This window comes from Streptomyces sp. NBC_01233 (assembly GCF_035989305.1).
GTDB lineage: Bacteria > Actinomycetota > Actinomycetes > Streptomycetales > Streptomycetaceae > Streptomyces.
The window spans coordinates 6,905,223-6,921,178 of sequence record NZ_CP108514.1; the positions used below are offsets into that span (position 1 = coordinate 6,905,223).

Consider the following 15,956-nt stretch of genomic DNA (forward strand, 5'->3'; position numbering starts at 1 on the left):
TTGTGCCCGCCGCACCCGCGGCACCGGACAGCGATCGCCGAGTCCCCGTCAGGCGCGAGCCTGGGGAGCCGGGGACCCACATGAGTCCCTGGGGTGAATCGGACCCCCTCGCAAGAGGAGGCCCGTAGGAGACCTTCCTGCTCCGAACCCGTCAGCTAACCCGGTAGGCGAGAAGGAAGGAAAGGATCAAACCCTTCATGGCGTTTGGCAGTCGTCCCGCTGGTACCGGTAAGCACCGTGGCTCCAGCCGTCTGAGCAAGAAGACCGCCGGTTACGCCGGTATCGCCGCGATCGCCACCACGGGTGTCGTCGGCTCCCTCGCCGCCCCGGCCTTCGCCGCGGACAACCACAGCAGCACCGCCCCGGAGAACGGGCTGGGTGCCGTGGTCGTCGCCGAGGACCTCGCGGGTGACATCGCCGACCAGGCCGAGTCCCAGCACCGCGCCGCCGAGCACGCCGCCGCCAAGGCGCAGGCGGAGGCGGACGCCAAGCAGAAGGCCGCCGAGTCCAAGCGCCTCGCCGAGGCCAAGGCGAAGGCCGAGCGCGACGCCGCCGAGCGTGCGGCCCGCGAGGAGGAGCGCAAGCGCCTCAACACCTTCGTCGCCCCGGTCGACGGCTCGTACGTCAGCACGCAGTACCACGCGGGCGGCGGCATGTGGTCCTCCGGCAGCCACACCGGCATCGACTTCCACGCCGCCTCCGGCACGTCGGTCCACGCGGTGGGCTCCGGCACCGTCGTCGAGGCCGGCTGGGGCGGCGCGTACGGCAACAACGTCGTCATCAAGCACAACGACGGTACGTACACCCAGTACGGGCACATGACCTCGCTGAACGTCTCCGTCGGCGAGCAGGTCACCCCGGGCCAGCAGATCGGCCTGTCGGGCTCCACCGGCAACTCCAGCGGCCCGCACCTGCACTTCGAGGCCCGCACGGGCTCGCAGTACGGCTCGGACATCGACCCGATCGCGTACCTGCGCTCGCACGGCGTCAGCCTCTGACTCCGCCCCGCACCGCTTCACCGAAGGCCCCGGCTCCCCGAGTCGGGGCCTTCGTGTTGCGTCTTTGTGCAAATGTTTCGGATTTCCGACCGCTCTCGGAAATTATCGTGTGTTGCAATAGAGTCGCAGCACGCGCACGTGCGTGCAATGAGGCTGGCAGTCGGAAATAGGCGGAGGTTCGGTCTTGCGTATTCCTGCGCACGCGGTATGCACAGCAATCCGCGACGACATCGTCTCCGGGGTGTTCGAGCCGGGCGGCCGGCTGACCGAGGAGGTGCTGGCCCGCCGGTACGGAGTCTCGCGCGTCCCGGTCCGCGAGGCTCTGCGGACCCTGGAGTCCGAGGGCTTCGTGACCACGCGGCGCCATGCGGGGGCCTGTGTGGCGGAGCCGACCGAACAGGAGGCCGCGGACCTCCTGGAGGTGCGGATGCTCCTGGAGCCGCTGGCGGCCGCCAGGGCCGCCCGGCGGCGCACCGAGGCGCACCTCAAGGTGCTCCGCGGGCTGGTCAGGCTGGGGCAGGAGCGGGCCAGGCGGGGGCAGGGGGAGGATCTGCGGTCCCTGGGCGGCTGGTTCCACGAGACGCTCGCGCAGGCCTCCGGCAGCCCCGGGCTGATCGCGCTGCTCACGCAGATGCGGCACAAGGTGGCGTGGATGTACGTGGTGGAGGCGCCGGTGCGGCCCGCGGAGTCCTGGGCGGAGCACGGCGCGATCGTCGACGCGGTGGCCCGCGGGGACGCGGAGCGGGCGCGGGCGCTGACCGTGGTCCACGCCGACCGGGCTGCGGGGGCGCACCGGTTGCGGCTCCGTCCGGCGGTGAGCACTTCGCAACCTGCCGTAAACATGTCGAGCGGCCGGCATTAACAGGAGCCGTATACAAAGGTGGCGTCGGGCACTGCTGCCGGAATTCGCAGCCCGCGTGAATTCGCGGCGCGGGTGGCGCGGGCGGATCGTGGCCGGAATTGATTTCCGGCCTGCCGAATTTCTTGTGGAGCTGAATTCCGGGGCAGCCCGCCGTGCGCGGAACACCGGTTTCCCGCCGATCCGGCGCCCGGTGGGGCGCCTCGGCTTCGGCGGGCGCCGCCGCCCGCGGGCTCCGATGCGGAAAACGGCGAAGCCGCGGCCCCCTGATGATCGGGGGCCGCGGCTTCGGCTCGGTACCGCGTGGGTCGAACCCGAAGGGTCAGACGGTCTCGGGGAGCTCCTCGAGACCCTCGGCGACCAGCTTCGCGAGGCGGTCCAGTGCGGCTTCCGCACCCTCGGCCTCGGAGGCGAGGACGATCTCCTCGCCGCCCTGGGCGCCCAGGCCGAGGACCGCCAGCATGGAGGCGGCGTTGACGGGGTCGCCGCCGGACTTCGCGATGGTCACCGGGACGCCGGAAGCGGTCGTCGCACGGACGAAGATCGAGGCGGGACGAGCGTGCAGGCCCTCGGCCCACCCGACGTTGACGCGGCGCTCTGCCATGGTGATGCCCTTCAGGTTCTTACGGTTGTCTAGACCAGTCTCTCACGACGCTCGGAATGCTCCGACCGGCCTTCGGTCCGAATCTGCCGCCGTTCGACCTTCCCCAGCTTGCACCGTTTGTCCCGGTTTGCCTTATGCGCCGCGCAGGGGCTGTCCGGCCCCTCCCGGCCTTAAGGTGGCCCCATGACCATCGAGTCGGACCCCTCCTACCCGGCCCACTGGGAAGCCGATGTCGTCCTCCGCGACGGCGGCACCGCCCGGATCAGGCCCATCACCACCGAGGACGCGGGCCGGCTCGTCAGCTTCTACGAGCAGGTCTCCGACGAGTCGAAGTACTACCGGTTCTTCGCCCCCTACCCCCGGCTCTCCGACCGCGACGTGCGCCGCTTCACGCACCACGACTACGTGGACCGGGTGGGCCTCGCCGCGACCATCGGCGGGGAGTTCATCGGCACCGTCCGCTACGACCGCATCGGCCCCGACGGCCGGCCCGCCTCGGAGCCCGCCGACGAGGCCGAGGTCGCCTTCCTCGTCCAGGACGCCCACCAGGGCCGCGGGGTGGCCTCCGCCCTCCTCGAGCACATCGGAGCGGTGGCCAGGGAGCGCGGCATCCGCCGGTTCGCCGCCGAGGTGCTGCCCGCCAACACCAAGATGATCAAAGTGTTCACGGACGTCGGCTACCAGCAGAAGCGCAGCTTCGAGGACGGCTCCGTCCACCTCACCCTCGACCTCGAACCCACCGCCGAGTCCCTCGCCGTGCAGCGCGCCCGCGAACAGCGCGCCGAGGCCCACTCGGTGCAGCGGCTGCTGGCCCCCGGCTCGGTCGCCGTCATCGGAGTCAGCCGCTCCGGAGCCGGCGTGGGCGCGGCCGCGCTCCGCAACCTCCGGGACAGCGGCTTCCACGGCCACCTCTACGCCGTCAACGAGGCCGTCACGCGCGATCTGCTCGACGGCGTACGGGCCTACCGCACGATCGGGGCCATCGGAGCCGCCGTCGACCTCGCGGTGATCGCCGTTCCGGCCGAGCGGGTCCCCGACGCGGTGGCCGCCTGCGGCGAGCACGGGGTGCAGGGGCTCGTCGTCCTGTCCGCCGGATACGGGGAGAGCGGCCCGGCCGGCCTGGCCCGCCAGCGCGAACTGGTGCGGCAGGTGCGCTCGTACGGGATGCGGCTGATCGGACCGAACGCCTACGGGGTGATCAACACCGCGCCGGAGGTGGAGCTCAACGCCTCGCTGACGCCCGCGCCGATGCCGATGCGGGGCCGGATCGGCCTGTTCACGCAGTCCGGGGCGATCGGCATCGCCCTGCTCTCCGCGCTGCTGCGGCGCGGCGAAGGCCTGTCCTCCTTCGTCTCCGCGGGGAACCGGGCCGACGTCTCCGGCAACGACATCCTCCAGTACTGGTACGACGACGAGGCCACCGACGTCGCCCTGATGTACCTCGAAACCCTGGGCAACCCGCGGAAGTTCACCCGCCTCGCCCGCCGGACGGCCGCGGTCAAGCCGGTGGTCGTCGCGAAGGGCGGCCGCCACACCCCGGCCGGGCACGTCGTTCCCGGAACCAGGCTGCCGGAGGCCACCGTCTCCGCCCTGCTGCGGCAGGCCGGCGTCATCCGGGTCGACACGGTCACGGAGCTGGTGGACGTCGGCCTCCTGCTGGCCGCGCAGCCGCTGCCCGCCGGGCCCCGGATCGCGATCCTCGGCAACTCCGAGTCCCTCGGGGTCCTCACCTACGACGCCTGCCTGGCCCAGGACCTGAGGCCGCTGCCGCCGCTGGACCTCACGACGGCGGCCGCGCCGGCGGACTTCCGGGCCGCCCTGGCCGCCGCGCTCGCCTCCGAGGACTGCGACGCGGTCGTGGTCACGGCCATTCCCTGGGTCAGCGAACACGCCCTGGCCGACGACCTGGCCGACGCGCTGCGGGAGGCGGTGGCCGAGGTCCCGGGCAAGCCCGTGGCCGTGGTGCACGTCGAGCTCGGCGAGCTCGTCGAAGCCCTGTCCGCCACGCGGGGCCCTTCCCCCACCCCGCCCCTTCCCGGAACCGGAACCGGAACCGGAACCGGAACCGGAACCAGGACCGGGACCCCGCCCCCGGCCCCGTACGTGCCCTACCCGACCGTGCCCCCGAACGCCGGGCGAGACGAATCGGGCGGGGCGGCGGAGAAGCCCCCCGCGGGGGACCGGATCCCCAGCTACCCCGCCGCCGAGCGGGCCGTACGGGCCCTCGCCGAAGCCGTCCGGTACGGGCAGTGGCGCCGCGGCCTCGCCGAGGGCGGACACGTCCCCGAGTTCGAGGACGTGGACGAGGCCGGGGCGGCCGCCCAGCTGGCCCGGCTGCTGGCCGACGTCGACGGCGCAGCCGTGCTGACCCTGACGGAGTGGGACGCCCGCGAGCTGCTCGCCCGGTACGGGATCGGCGTCCGGGCCGCCCTGCCCGCGCCCAGCGCCGACGCGGCGGTCCGCGCCGCCGGGATCATGGGCTACCCGGTGGCCCTCAAGACCACAGCCCCGCACCTGCGCCACCGCGCCGACCTGGGCGGCGTACGGCTCGACCTCGCGAACGAGACCGAGCTGAGGCGCTCCTACGAGGAGCTCACCGACGTGCTGGGCAAGCCGGCCGAGCTGCAGCCCGTGGTCCAGGCCATGGTGCCGCGCGGGGTCGACACCGTCGTCCGCTCCGTCATCGACCCGGCCGCCGGCGCCGTCCTCTCCTTCGGGCTCGCCGGCGTCGCCTCCGAGCTGCTCGGCGACACCGCCCACCGGCTGGTTCCGGCCACCGACCGGGACGCCGCAGGACTGATCCGCTCGATCCGGGCCGCACCCCTCCTCTTCGGCTGGCGCGGCAGTGACCCCGTGGACACCCCGGCCCTGGAGGAACTGCTCCTGCGGCTGTCGCGCCTGGTGGACGACCACCCCGAGGTGATCGGGGTCTCCCTGGAGCCCGTCGTGGTCGCCGCCGAGGGCCTCTCGGTGCTCAGCGCCACCGTCCGCGTCGCGCACCCGCCCGCCCGCGGCGACCTCGGCCCGCGGACCCTCCCCAGTTACTGAGCGAGTACGACGCGGCCTGGGGGCCCCGTACGGGCCTTAGGATGGACCTCATGGCGAAATCCGGTACGACGACCCAGGGGCTGCGCACGGCGATCGAGCGCAGCGGCTACTACCCGGCCCTCGTGGCCGAGGCCGTGGAGGCCGCGGTGGGCGGCGAGCCGATCTCGTCGTACCTGGTCCACCAGGAGACGACCTTCGACTCCAACGAGGTGCGCCGCCACGTCACCGTGCTGGTCCTGACCGGCAACCGCTTCATCGTCAGCCACACCGACGAGCAGGCCGCCGACGCCGGGTCCCCGTCCCCGTACGCGACCACCTCCACCGAGTCGGTCAAGCTGTCCAGCATCTCCTCCGTGGTGCTGAGCCGTGTCGTCGCCAACCCGGAGTCCTACACCCCGGGCACCCTGCCCCGCGAGGTCGTCCTGACCATCGGCTGGGGCGCGGTCTCGCGGATCGACCTGGAGCCGGCCGCCTGCGGCGACCCGAACTGCGACTCCGACCACGGATACACCGGCAATTCCACCGCGGACGACCTCAGCCTGCGGGTCAGCGAGGCCGGCGACGGCCCCGAGGCGGTGCGCCAGACCCTGGTCTTCGCGCAGGCACTCTCCGAAGCCACCGCAGCGACGTCGACCTCCCCCTCCGCCCGCTGATGGCGTACTCCGCGGCGCAGAACTGGCCCGAGCCGGAGCTGCTGGACCTGGCCGGTGCCCCCGTCCCGGAGTACGGCACCGGGTCGCTCGCCGACCTGCTGCCCACGCTCGCGGCCGGCCAGGGCGTCCCCGGTTTCACCGCCGCCATAGCCGAGCTGACCCCGGCCGACCGGAACTGCGTGTTCCTGGTCGACGGCATGGGCTGGGAGCAGATCAAGGCCCACCCCGACGAGGCCCCGTACCTCACCTCCCTCCTCGGCAGCTCGCGCGGCGGCACCGGCCACCCGATCACCGCGGGCTTCCCGGCGACCACCGCCACCTCGCTGGCCTCCGTCGGCACCGGCCTGCCGCCCGCACGGCACGGCCTGCCCGGCTACGCCGTGCGTAATCCGGCCACCGGCGAACTGATGAACCAGCTCCGCTGGCACCCGTGGACCTCGCCGAAGCCCTGGCAGCCGTACCCGACGGTCTTCCAGCTGGCCGACAAGGCCGGTGTCGCGACCGCCCAGGTGTCCTCGCCCGCCTTCCAGACGACCCCGCTCACCAAGGTCGCGCTGAGCGGCGGCACCTTCCACGGCCGGATGACCGGCGAGGAGCGGATGGACCTCGCGGCGATCCAGCTCGCGGCCGGTGACCGCTCGCTCGTGTACACGTACTTCAGCGAGCTCGACGGAGCCGGCCACCGCCACGGCGTGGACTCCGACGCCTGGCGCGGCCAGCTGATGCTGGTCGACCGGCTCGTGCAGCGGCTCGCCGAGCAGCTGCCGCCGCGCACCGCGCTGTACGTGACCGCGGACCACGGCATGGTCGACGTCCCGTTCGACGAGGACTCCCGGTTCGACTTCGACGAGGACTGGGAGCTGAGCGCCGGCGTGGCCCTGCTGGGCGGCGAGGGCCGGGCCCGGCACGTGTACGCGGTGCCGGGCGCGCAGAACGACGTACTGACCGTGTGGCGCGAGGTCCTCGGCGACCGGTTCTGGGTCGCGAGCCGCGAAGAGGCGCTGGACCTGGGGTGGTTCGGCGCGCCGGGGGAGTGCGACGAGCGCGTGCTCGGACGCATCGGCGACGTGGTCGCCGCCGCCCAGGCCGACGTCGCGATCACCGCTTCGCGCAACGAGCCGAACGAGTCCGCGCTCGTCGGCATGCACGGCTCCATGACCGCGGCGGAGCAGCTGGTCCCGCTGCTCGAAATCCGTTCCTGACCCCTCTTCCCGTCCCGCACTCCGACCACGGCCCGAAAGGTCCCGTACTTCCCATGCCCGAGCTGGTGTTCTTCTCCGGAACGATGGACTGCGGAAAGAGCACCAACTCGCTGGGGAGTCCGCCATCTCACGTAGGGGCCGTCGACCACCGCTGCCCCACGGTCTGCCCGCCCCGAAAGGTCACCCTCCTCTGATGTCCGAATTGGTATTTTTCTCCGGCACCATGGATTGCGGGAAGAGTACTTTGGCGCTCCAGATCGGACACAACCGTTCGGCCCGCGGGCTCCAGGGCGTGATCTTCACCCGCGACGACCGCGCGGGCGAGGGCAAGCTGTCCTCCCGCCTCGGCCTGGTGACGGAGGCCGTCGAGGCGACCGAGGGCATGGACCTGTACGCGTACCTCGTGGACCAACTGTCCAAAGGCGGCAGGGCCGACTACGTGATCGTGGACGAGGCCCAGTTCCTTGCCCCCGAGCAGATCGACCAGCTGGCCCGCATCGTGGACGACCTCGGCATGGACGTGTTCGCCTTCGGCATCACGACGGACTTCCGCACCAAGCTCTTCCCGGGCTCGCAGCGCCTCATCGAGCTGGCCGACCGCCTCGAACAGCTGCAGGTCGAGGCCCTGTGCTGGTGTGGCGCCCGCGCCACCCACAACGCCCGCACGATAGGCGGTGAGATGGTCGTCGAGGGCGCTCAGGTCGTCGTCGGCGATGTGAACCGCCCGGCGGAGGAGATCGGCTACGAGGTGCTCTGCCGCCGCCACCACCGCAAGCGCACGACCTCGGCCGCGGCCCACGCGGGCGCCCTCTCCCCGGACGTCCTCCCGGTCAACCACACCTGACGGGCGTATCTGCCGGCCTCGCTTCCGTGGCCGCTTCACGGATGACGATTTCCTTCTGCCCAGTCACCACATTCAGTGTCGGGTCTGGTCCGTTCGTGCGATTGCGGCGCTTCAAGGTGGGGGCGGTGAAGTCTCTTCGTCCTGGGGATCGTGATGCTTCTTCGCCTTGCTCGTCGCTGTCAGCGGTTGGCTGCCAGGAGGGCGTGGGCGTGGCGGATGAGTGCCTGGCGTACCTCCTCCGGGGACAGCACCGTGAGAGGTGTGGCCAGGCTGATGAGGTAGTCGGCGAGACAGTCGGTGCTGTTGCCGCCGATCTCGACCATGGTGGCTTCGGGGCCGTCAGGGCTGTGTGTGCCGATGGTGGGTGGGACTTTTTGCAGGGCGCGGTCCAGGGGGAGCGGGAGGCGGATCGTCGTGTACACGGGGTAGACGACGCTCGCGATCCCCCAGGAGACCAGTGCTGCGGCGTCGGGCGGATCGGTCAGGTCGACTGGTTCGGTCGTGGGGCGTACGTTCACCACCCGGTCGGCGCGGAATGTACGCCATTCCTGTTTGGTGACGTCCCGGGCGACCAGGTACCAGCGCAGGCCGGTGTGGACCAGGCGGTATGGGTCTACGGCTCGCACGGAGGCCTGGCCGGCGTGGTTCCGGTAGGAGAGGGTGGTGCGGAGTGCGCCGTGGCAGGCTCGCGCCAGTTCCAGCAGCAGAAGCGTGTCGATCTGCGGTTCGCCGGAGCGGGGAGTGTGTTCGAGTGCCCCGTCCAGTGTGCTCAGCTGGTCCGCGAGGTGTGCGGGCAGGCTCTGGCGGAGCTTGAGCAGCGCGGAGAGGGCGGCTTGCCCGGTGCCGAGGACTCCGTTGAGCGCGGCTTCGCGCAGGGCGACAGCGACGGCCAGGGCCTCCTCGTCGTCCAGGACCAGCGGCGGCATCCGGGCACCGGGGCTGAGCCGGTAGCCGCCCCAGGGGCCGGGAGCGGATTCGACTCCGTAGCCCAGGTCCCGTAGCCGGGCGATGTCCCGGCGGACTGTGCGGTCGGTGACCGCCATGCGCTCGGCCAGTTCACGGCAGGTCCATTCGGGGCGCACGGACAGCAGCGAAACCAAGCGCAGCAGACGGGAGGAGGTCCTGATCACAGTCACCCAGTGTCCCGTATGACCAGGACAGGCCCTGTCAGGGTCATGGCCTACGGTCCGTCCCATGAGCAACCCGGAGATCCGTCTGCTTTCCTTCGACTTCGACTGTCCTGACCCGGCTGAGCTGGCCCGCTTCTACGGCGATGCCCTGGACCTGCCCCTGCTGTACCGCAGTGACGGCTTTGTCCTGCTGGGGCGGGAGGGAGCCCCTGGGCTCGGCTTCGTCCGCCAGGCCGGGTTCCAGCCTCCGGCCTGGCCTGATCCCACCCACAGTAAGCAGGCCCACCTCGAACTGGGCGTCGACGACCTGGACGCCGCGCAGGAGCGGATGCTCGCACTGGGTGCCGTCCTGCCTTCCTTCCAGCCGCGGCCCGACGTGTGGCGGGTGCTCCTGGACCCGGCGGGTCATCCCTTCTGCCTGTCGACGCACGGAATCTGAGCCCGTCCCGCACCGTCTTCGGCTCTCAGCGTGCTGGTGGAGAACGGTGGCGTTGTCGGCGGCTACGGCTAGCGTGCATCCCTGAACGGGTTCGAGGGTGGGAGGGCGTTCATGGGAGCCAAGACGGGGCAGTCGGCGTACACGGGCGGGAAGGTTCCGGCCGCCGCCCTGCGAGAGGTGAGGGAAGTCGGTGGCGCAGGAAAGTTACTGACGGCGATCTACCTGAACGCAGGATCCGGAGGGCAGATCGTAGGCTTGAACAGGGCGGGATTCACTGCCGTCGAGGCAGTGGAGGCGGACAGGTACTGCGCGGACACACTCGCGGCGAATCTCCCGGGGTGTCGTATCGTGCCGGATTCGCTCGCGCGGTACGTGCCAAGTGACATGGATCGTGGTGCGCTGGACGTTCTGTACGGTAGGGCGAACCGCCCTGGGTCAGCTACGGAACGGGACGACGTTCCGGCGATACTCGCCGCAGTCGAGGCGTTCATGCCCAGAGCATTCGTCTTGGAATCCCCGCACACCATTTTCCGCGATGCGATGCAGCAGTACCGAGAGTTCGTCTGTGAGCAACTGGCCCACGCGGGGTACACCGTCCGAACCTGGTCACGCTTCGACGCGCGGACGTATGGGGGCCCGAGCCCGTGGAACGCAGCCATCCTGGTGGCGCTGCGCCAGGACTGTGATCGCCCCTTCGACCTCTCGACGCCGGAGCCTCCTCAGTCACTTTCGCTGCGGGATCTTCTTGAGGAGAGCATGCGTGGTCGGTTCGATGGGTTCGGTCAAGACCCGCGTGCCGATGCCGCGTACGCGCGCTGGGCGGCGCTTGCGTCAGCTCAGACCGTTCCACAGCTGATCGATTTGGCGGGTGTTGACGAGGAATCCGTAGAGGTATTGCACCCGAACGGAATCCTTGCGTGGCGCGAACGCGGCATCGACGCCAGTCGTGTCTTCTTGGACGATGCCAGTAGCCCGGAGCGCAGCCTGCTTGGTCCTTGGGGGCCCTGCTTGACTGTGAGCCAGGCGTCGTTCGTAAGGGGGTTCCCTCCCGACTGGGTTTTCCGTGGGCCTACGTCCGAGGGGTATCGGCAGGTCGTTGAGGCCACATCGCCGGTCCTTCTGAGGGAGGTTGGCCGTGCTCTGGCGCAGGCGCTGCAGTGGGTGGACCATGAGTCGCAACCGCCCGCCCCGCCCGAAGCGAATCCGCTTGCCGAGGTCGACGCCCTCAGCCCGGATGCTTTTGAGTACTTCGTGGCGGACCTCTTGCATCGCGATGGATACCGAATCGAAAAGGCGGGGGGTGGGGCGGGGGACGGCGGCATAGACGTCCACGCCTACGACTCGTGGGGCTACCCGCTGGTTGTTCAGTGCAAGCACACTGAGGGCGGCGAGCGACGTGTGGGGGCAAGCGTGGTTCGCGACCTGTTCGGCGCCGCTTCGGCCATGCGACCACTTCCGCGAGCGCTGGTCGTCACCAACGGCTCTTTCACCACGCCGTGCAGGCTCTGGGCGATCACCGAGGACCGCATCCGTCTCATAGACCGCGAGCAGCTCAAGCGTTGGGCGACCGACGGTCTGCCTTTGCACGAGGTCATGCATCCGAACGGGTGATGCACCCTCCGTTGGTCTCGCCCTCTTCTTCTGGAGGCCGATCCGGCCGTGCCTCATCGTCGCCGGCCTGTGGCAGCTCCGGCAGGTACTTCCCTTCCAGCGGGAGGCGAGGAGTCGTGAGGAGCAGGCGCGGCTCAGCCAACGTGGTGGATGCCCCAGCAAGAGGACGCTGGCGCTCCAGGTCGCGCACAACCGCGACGCGCGGGGGCTCCAGGGCGTGATCTTCACCCGTGACGACCGGGCGGGCGAGGGCAAGCTGTCCTCCCGCCTCGGCCTGGTGACGGAGGCGATCGAGGCGCCGGAGGGCATGGACCTGTACGCCTACCTGGTCGCGCAGTTGTCCAAGGGAGGCAGGGCGGACTATGTGATCGTGGACGAGGCGCAGTTCCTCGCCCCCGGGCAGATCGACCAGCTGGCCCGGATCGTGGACGACCTCGGGCTGGACGTCTTCGCCTTCGGGATCGCCACGGACTTCCGCACCAAGCTCTTCCCGGGCTCGCAGCGCCTGATCGAGCTGGCGGACCGGCTCGAACAGCTGCAGGTCGAGGCCCTGTGCTGGTGTGGCGCCCGCGCCACCCACAACGCCCGTACGGTGGGCGGGGCGATGGTGGTCGAGGGCGCTCAGGTCGTCGTCGGCGATGTGAACCGCCCGGCGGGCGAGATCGGCTACGAGGTGCTCTGCCGCCGCCACCACCGCCGTCGCACGACCTCGGCCGCGGCCCACGCGGGCGCCCTCTCCCCGGACGTCCTCCCGGTCAACCACACCTGACCGCCTGGTCGCGGCGGCGCGCCCGGCACCAACCCGAACGGTGGCTGAGGATGACGGACGAACGGTGCCGGAGCGCGCCAGCGCCGGCCCCGCGGCTGGCGAAGGCCGGGCTGGAGGTGTTGGCCCACGGCGTCGAGGGGCTGCCCTCGTACGCGCGGGCCTTCAAGGCCGTCGTCAACGTCGAGGTGGCCCCGCGGGCCACCGTGGCGCGTACGGCTCCGGGGGCGCTGCAGGAGGCCGACCGGCTGTGGCTGGAGCACGCGCGGACCGCTGCCGTCATCGATGACGAGGGCTGCTTCCTGGTCCGGGGGGCCGACCGCGACTGGGTCCGGGTGCGCCGCACCGCGCACACCGCGCTCTGCGCCGCCCTTTTACCCGGGGCCGGCTCCATGGTCATCGCGATGTCCCCGGACGGCCGACGGCTGTGCGCCCTCACCGAGGAGGACGACGACTACTGGTTCGTCGTCCACCATTTCGAGGACCGTCCCATGTGACCCGGGCGGTCCGCCACGGACCGCGCCGGGTCCTCCTCCGCGCTCCCGCTTACCGGCCGCCCCTCCGCGGTCATTTCCGGCACAGGGCGGTGTCGAGGAGGGCGTCCGCGTGGGCGAGGGACTCGGGGGGTGCCATGTTGCCGGTGACGACGACGGTGGCGGCGCGGCCGTCATCGGTGGCGCCGGGGACGGAGTGGTAGCCGGGGGTGTCGCCGCCGTGGCCCCACATCAGGCCGCCGCAGCTCAGCGGGGTGCTGGACACACCGAGCCCGTACCGGGTGCCGGGCCGCCAGCCCGGGCTCTCGGCCTTGACGGTGGTACGCATCTCCGCCAGCTGTGCGGGAGCCAGGAGCCGGCCGCCGATCAACGCGGAGAAGAAGCGGTTCAGGTCCCCGGGAGTGGAGATCAGCTGCCCGGCGGACCAGCCCCAGGAGGGGTCGATCTCCGTGATGTCCTCCCAGAGCGCTCCGGGCTCCGCCGCGTGGTAGCCCCGCGGGTGGGCCTCGCGGATGCCCTGCTCGCCCACGCCCGGGAAATAGGTGCGGCGCAGTCCGGCGCGGTCGATGACCCGCTCGGTGATCTGCTCGGCCAGCGGCCGGCCGGTGACCTTCTCGATGAGCAGACCTGCGACGACGTAGTTGGTGTTGCTGTACGCCCAGCCGGTTCCGGGGGCGAACTGCGCCTCGTGGGCCAGCCCGATGTCGAGCAGCTCGCGCGGCTGGCGATAGGTGTGGCGTTCCTCGCCGAGCACGGACTCCAGTATGTGGTCGGTGTAGTTGGGCAGTCCGCTGGTGTGCTGGAGCAGCTGGCGGACCGTGATGGCGCGGCCGTCGATGCCCTTGCCCCGCAGCAGGTTCGGCAGGTATTGCTCCACGGGGGCGTCGAGCACCACCCTGCCCTCGCCGACCAGTTGCAGCACGACCGTGGCGGTGAAGGTCTTGGTGTTGCTGCCCGCCCGCACCCGGCCGTCGACCGGGACCTTCGCCCGGGTCTTCAAGTCCGCGACGCCTGCCGTGTAGTTGGCGGCGCGGCCGGCACGGTCGACGGTGGCGGCCAGCGCCGCGGGAAACCCGTCGTCGGCCACCAGCCTTTCCAGCCCCTTGCGTACGGCATCCCGCGGACCGTGGGACTCCGCCGCGGCCGAGGGCAGGGCGGCGGCCACGGTCAGGGCGGCGGCCGCCACGGCCACCGCCGCGACGACGGCCCGCCGCCGCCCGGACGAGGACGAGGCGTGCACGGACCGGGCTCGGAGAGGACGAAGGTCGGCCATGGGTGGCGCTCCTTGTGTCGGAGAGGTCGAGGGCGGAGGAACGCACGGCGTCGTGCACCGCAGGTGCGGTGCACCGTGTGTCCCTCCGCATGCCCCGACACTAGGAAGCGGGCCCGGTCCGTGGCGTCGCCCGTGGGCACGAGGACCCGGGTACTCCCCGCGCCCCCGACCAGTACCCCGGTCCCGCTAGGCCCGTGAGTGGACGAGGGTGAAGACCGCGCCCTCCGGGTCCGCGACCGTGGCCTGGCGGCCGCGCATGCCCTCGCGGGGCGGTTCGACGACCCGTCCGCCGAGTTCGGCGACCCGGGCCGTGGCCGCGTCGGTGTCCGCCACCTCGAAGTACGCCATCCAGTGCGGGCCGCGGTCGTGCGGCAGCGAGCGGCCCACGCCGTGCACCGCGGCCACGGGCCGGCCCTCCAGGTTGAGGGTCAGGTAGTCGAAGTCGTCGGAGGCCGTGCTGTGCGCCAGCGCCTCGTGGCCGAAGACGTGCTCGTAGAACTTCCCGACCGTCGAGGTGTCCTGGGTGACCAGCTCGTTCCAGACGGGGGTGCCGGGCCCGCCGGGCAGCCGGGTGCCCATGCGGCTCTGGGCCTGCCACAGCCCGAAGATCGCGCCGAGCGGGTCGGAGCAGATCGCCACCCGCCCCGCGATGCCCGCGTCCAGTGGGCCCACCGCGACCGTGCCGCCGCACGAACGCACCGATTCGGCGGTCGCGTCGGCGTCGTCCGTGGCGAGGTACGTCGTCCAGGCCACCGGAAGATGCCGGTCCGGAGGCATCTCGCCGATCCCGGCCACCTCCTCGCCGTCCAGCACGGCGCGCACGTACGGGCCCAGCTGCTCGGGTCCCGGTACGTACTCCCAGCCGAACAGATCGGCGTAGAAGTCCTCGGTGGTCCCGAGTCCGTGCACCATGAGGCTCACCCAGCACGGGGTACCGGGCGTGCGCCGCGTCGCTTCCGCTGCCTCGGTCATGTCAGCCGTCTCCTCCGTCGTGCCGCTTACCGGTGCTGATGCTTCCACTCCGGAGGACTCGGCGCGCCCCGACCGCGCCGCATCGCGGGGTCCTGGCGCCGAGTTGACCGGATCGGTGCGGCCCGCCGATGACGGGCCTGTTACGCCTGTTCCGGGTGGGGAGGAAGATGGCCGGCATGACTGCGAAACATGCGATCCTCTCCGCCGCCGAACTGAGGAACGAGCTGGCGGGTTCCCGGCCGCCGGTGCTGCTGGACGTCCGCTGGCAGCTCGGCGGCCCCGACCAGCGGCCCGCCTACGAGGAAGGACACCTGGCCGGCGCGGTGTACGTCGACCTCGACCGCGAACTGGCAGGTCCGCCGGGGGCGGGCGGCCGCCACCCGCTGCCGGACCCGGAGGCCTTCGGGGCGGTGATGCGTCGGGCCGGCGTCTCGGCGCACGCGCCCGTCGTTGTGTACGACGGCGGCCAGGGCTGGGCGGCCGCCCGGGCGTGGTGGCTGCTGCGCTGGACGGGTCACCCGAACGTGCGGGTCCTGGACGGCGGACTGGCCGCGTGGACGGCGGCAGGGGGTGGGGTGACGGCCGACCGGGTGACTCCCGAGGAGGGCGATTTCAAGCCAGCTCCGGGGGTGGTCGGGCTGCTGGACGCGGACGCGGCGGCCGTACGGGCGCGCGAAGGGGTACTCCTCGACGCCCGGGCGGGGGAGCGGTACCGCGGCGAGGTCGAGCCGATCGACCCGGTCGCGGGACACATCCCGGGCGCGCTGTCGGCACCGACCACGGAGAACGTGGGACCGGACGGGCGTTTCCTGCCCGCGCACGCACTGCGCGCCCGGTTCGAGGGGCTCGGCGCGTCCGAGGGCGGCCCGGTGGGCGTGTACTGCGGCTCGGGGGTCTCCGGAGCCCATGAGGTCCTCGCCCTGGAGGTGGCAGGCATCGCGTCCGACCTCTACGCGGGCAGCTGGTCGGAGTGGTCCTCGGACCCGGCCCGGCCGGTGGCCACGGGCCCGGACCCCCAGTAGGCGTGGCGGGGCCGGGTGGGTGTATCGGGGCGATCCCCGCA

15 protein-coding genes and 1 riboswitch are annotated in these 15,956 nt (G+C 71.7%); of the genes, 11 read left to right on the forward strand and 4 right to left on the reverse strand.

All coding sequences use genetic code 11. The features are described from left to right. The first annotated feature begins 25 nt into the window (after positions 1-25). Positions 26-184, forward strand: a riboswitch (cyclic di-AMP (ydaO/yuaA leader). Positions 185-197: 13 nt separating this feature from the next. Both OG332_RS32825 and OG332_RS32830 read left to right on the forward strand, forming a co-directional pair. Next, positions 198-998 (forward strand): M23 family metallopeptidase, encoded by an 801-nt coding sequence (locus OG332_RS32825; RefSeq protein WP_327416834.1) that lies wholly within the window; start codon positions 198-200, stop codon positions 996-998. Positions 999-1,182: 184 nt separating this feature from the next. After that, positions 1,183-1,860 carry a GntR family transcriptional regulator gene (locus tag OG332_RS32830; RefSeq protein ID WP_327416835.1) on the forward strand — a complete coding sequence of 226 codons (678 nt, stop codon included), beginning with the start codon at positions 1,183-1,185 and terminating at the stop codon, positions 1,858-1,860. Between the two features lie 319 nt (positions 1,861-2,179). Here the strand turns inward: OG332_RS32830 and OG332_RS32835 are convergent, their stop codons facing one another. Then, positions 2,180-2,461, reverse strand: coding sequence for an HPr family phosphocarrier protein (locus OG332_RS32835; protein WP_030026990.1), 282 nt, complete (start codon positions 2,459-2,461; stop codon positions 2,180-2,182). 183 nt (positions 2,462-2,644) lie between these two features. On the opposite strand from OG332_RS32835, the gene OG332_RS32840 reads away from it, so the two are divergent. The 4 genes from OG332_RS32840 to OG332_RS32855 all read left to right on the forward strand — a co-directional run bounded on the left by OG332_RS32840 (position 2,645) and on the right by OG332_RS32855 (position 8,208). Next, positions 2,645-5,509 (forward strand): bifunctional acetate--CoA ligase family protein/GNAT family N-acetyltransferase, encoded by a 2,865-nt coding sequence (locus tag OG332_RS32840; RefSeq protein ID WP_327416836.1) that lies wholly within the window; start codon positions 2,645-2,647, stop codon positions 5,507-5,509. A 50-nt stretch (positions 5,510-5,559) separates the two neighbouring features. Further along, positions 5,560-6,162, forward strand: a complete 603-nt coding sequence (locus OG332_RS32845; RefSeq protein ID WP_327416837.1) for a DUF5998 family protein — start codon at positions 5,560-5,562, stop codon at positions 6,160-6,162. Continuing rightward, complete coding sequence (locus OG332_RS32850) at positions 6,162-7,364, forward strand: alkaline phosphatase family protein (protein WP_327416838.1); 1,203 nt, start codon at positions 6,162-6,164, stop codon at positions 7,362-7,364. Before OG332_RS32845 ends, OG332_RS32850 begins: the two co-directional genes overlap by 1 nt. Before the next feature lie 193 nt (positions 7,365-7,557). Beyond that, positions 7,558-8,208 carry a thymidine kinase gene (locus OG332_RS32855; protein WP_327416839.1) on the forward strand — a complete coding sequence of 217 codons (651 nt, stop codon included), beginning with the start codon at positions 7,558-7,560 and terminating at the stop codon, positions 8,206-8,208. 179 nt (positions 8,209-8,387) lie between these two features. Here OG332_RS32855 and OG332_RS32860 read toward each other — a convergent pair whose 3' ends face one another. Beyond that, complete coding sequence (locus tag OG332_RS32860; RefSeq protein WP_442816387.1) at positions 8,388-9,338, reverse strand: helix-turn-helix transcriptional regulator; 951 nt, start codon at positions 9,336-9,338, stop codon at positions 8,388-8,390. 64 nt (positions 9,339-9,402) lie between these two features. On the opposite strand from OG332_RS32860, the gene OG332_RS32865 reads away from it, so the two are divergent. The 4 genes from OG332_RS32865 to OG332_RS32880 all read left to right on the forward strand — a co-directional run bounded on the left by OG332_RS32865 (position 9,403) and on the right by OG332_RS32880 (position 12,651). Further along, positions 9,403-9,777, forward strand: coding sequence for a VOC family protein (locus tag OG332_RS32865; RefSeq protein WP_327416841.1), 375 nt, complete (start codon positions 9,403-9,405; stop codon positions 9,775-9,777). A gap of 111 nt (positions 9,778-9,888) precedes the next feature. Continuing rightward, entirely contained in the window at positions 9,889-11,388 is a 1,500-nt protein-coding gene (locus OG332_RS32870; RefSeq protein ID WP_327416842.1) for a restriction endonuclease, read from the forward strand. A 169-nt stretch (positions 11,389-11,557) separates the two neighbouring features. Further along, entirely contained in the window at positions 11,558-12,157 is a 600-nt protein-coding gene (locus OG332_RS32875) for a thymidine kinase (RefSeq protein ID WP_327419456.1), read from the forward strand. 50 nt (positions 12,158-12,207) lie between these two features. Further along, complete coding sequence (locus OG332_RS32880) at positions 12,208-12,651, forward strand: hypothetical protein (RefSeq protein WP_327416843.1); 444 nt, start codon at positions 12,208-12,210, stop codon at positions 12,649-12,651. Between the two features lie 70 nt (positions 12,652-12,721). Here OG332_RS32880 and OG332_RS32885 read toward each other — a convergent pair whose 3' ends face one another. Together OG332_RS32885 and OG332_RS32890 are read right to left on the reverse strand one after the other, a co-directional pair. Continuing rightward, on the reverse strand, positions 12,722-13,921 hold the full coding sequence (locus OG332_RS32885; RefSeq protein WP_327416844.1) for a serine hydrolase domain-containing protein: 1,200 nt from the start codon (positions 13,919-13,921) through the stop codon (positions 12,722-12,724). A gap of 186 nt (positions 13,922-14,107) precedes the next feature. Further along, complete coding sequence (locus OG332_RS32890; protein WP_327416845.1) at positions 14,108-14,893, reverse strand: VOC family protein; 786 nt, start codon at positions 14,891-14,893, stop codon at positions 14,108-14,110. A 176-nt stretch (positions 14,894-15,069) separates the two neighbouring features. Between OG332_RS32890 and OG332_RS32895 the strand changes: the two genes are divergently transcribed. After that, a complete protein-coding gene (locus OG332_RS32895) occupies positions 15,070-15,915 on the forward strand; it encodes a sulfurtransferase (RefSeq protein ID WP_327416846.1) in 846 nt (281 codons plus the stop codon). The last annotated feature ends 41 nt before the right edge of the window (positions 15,916-15,956 follow it).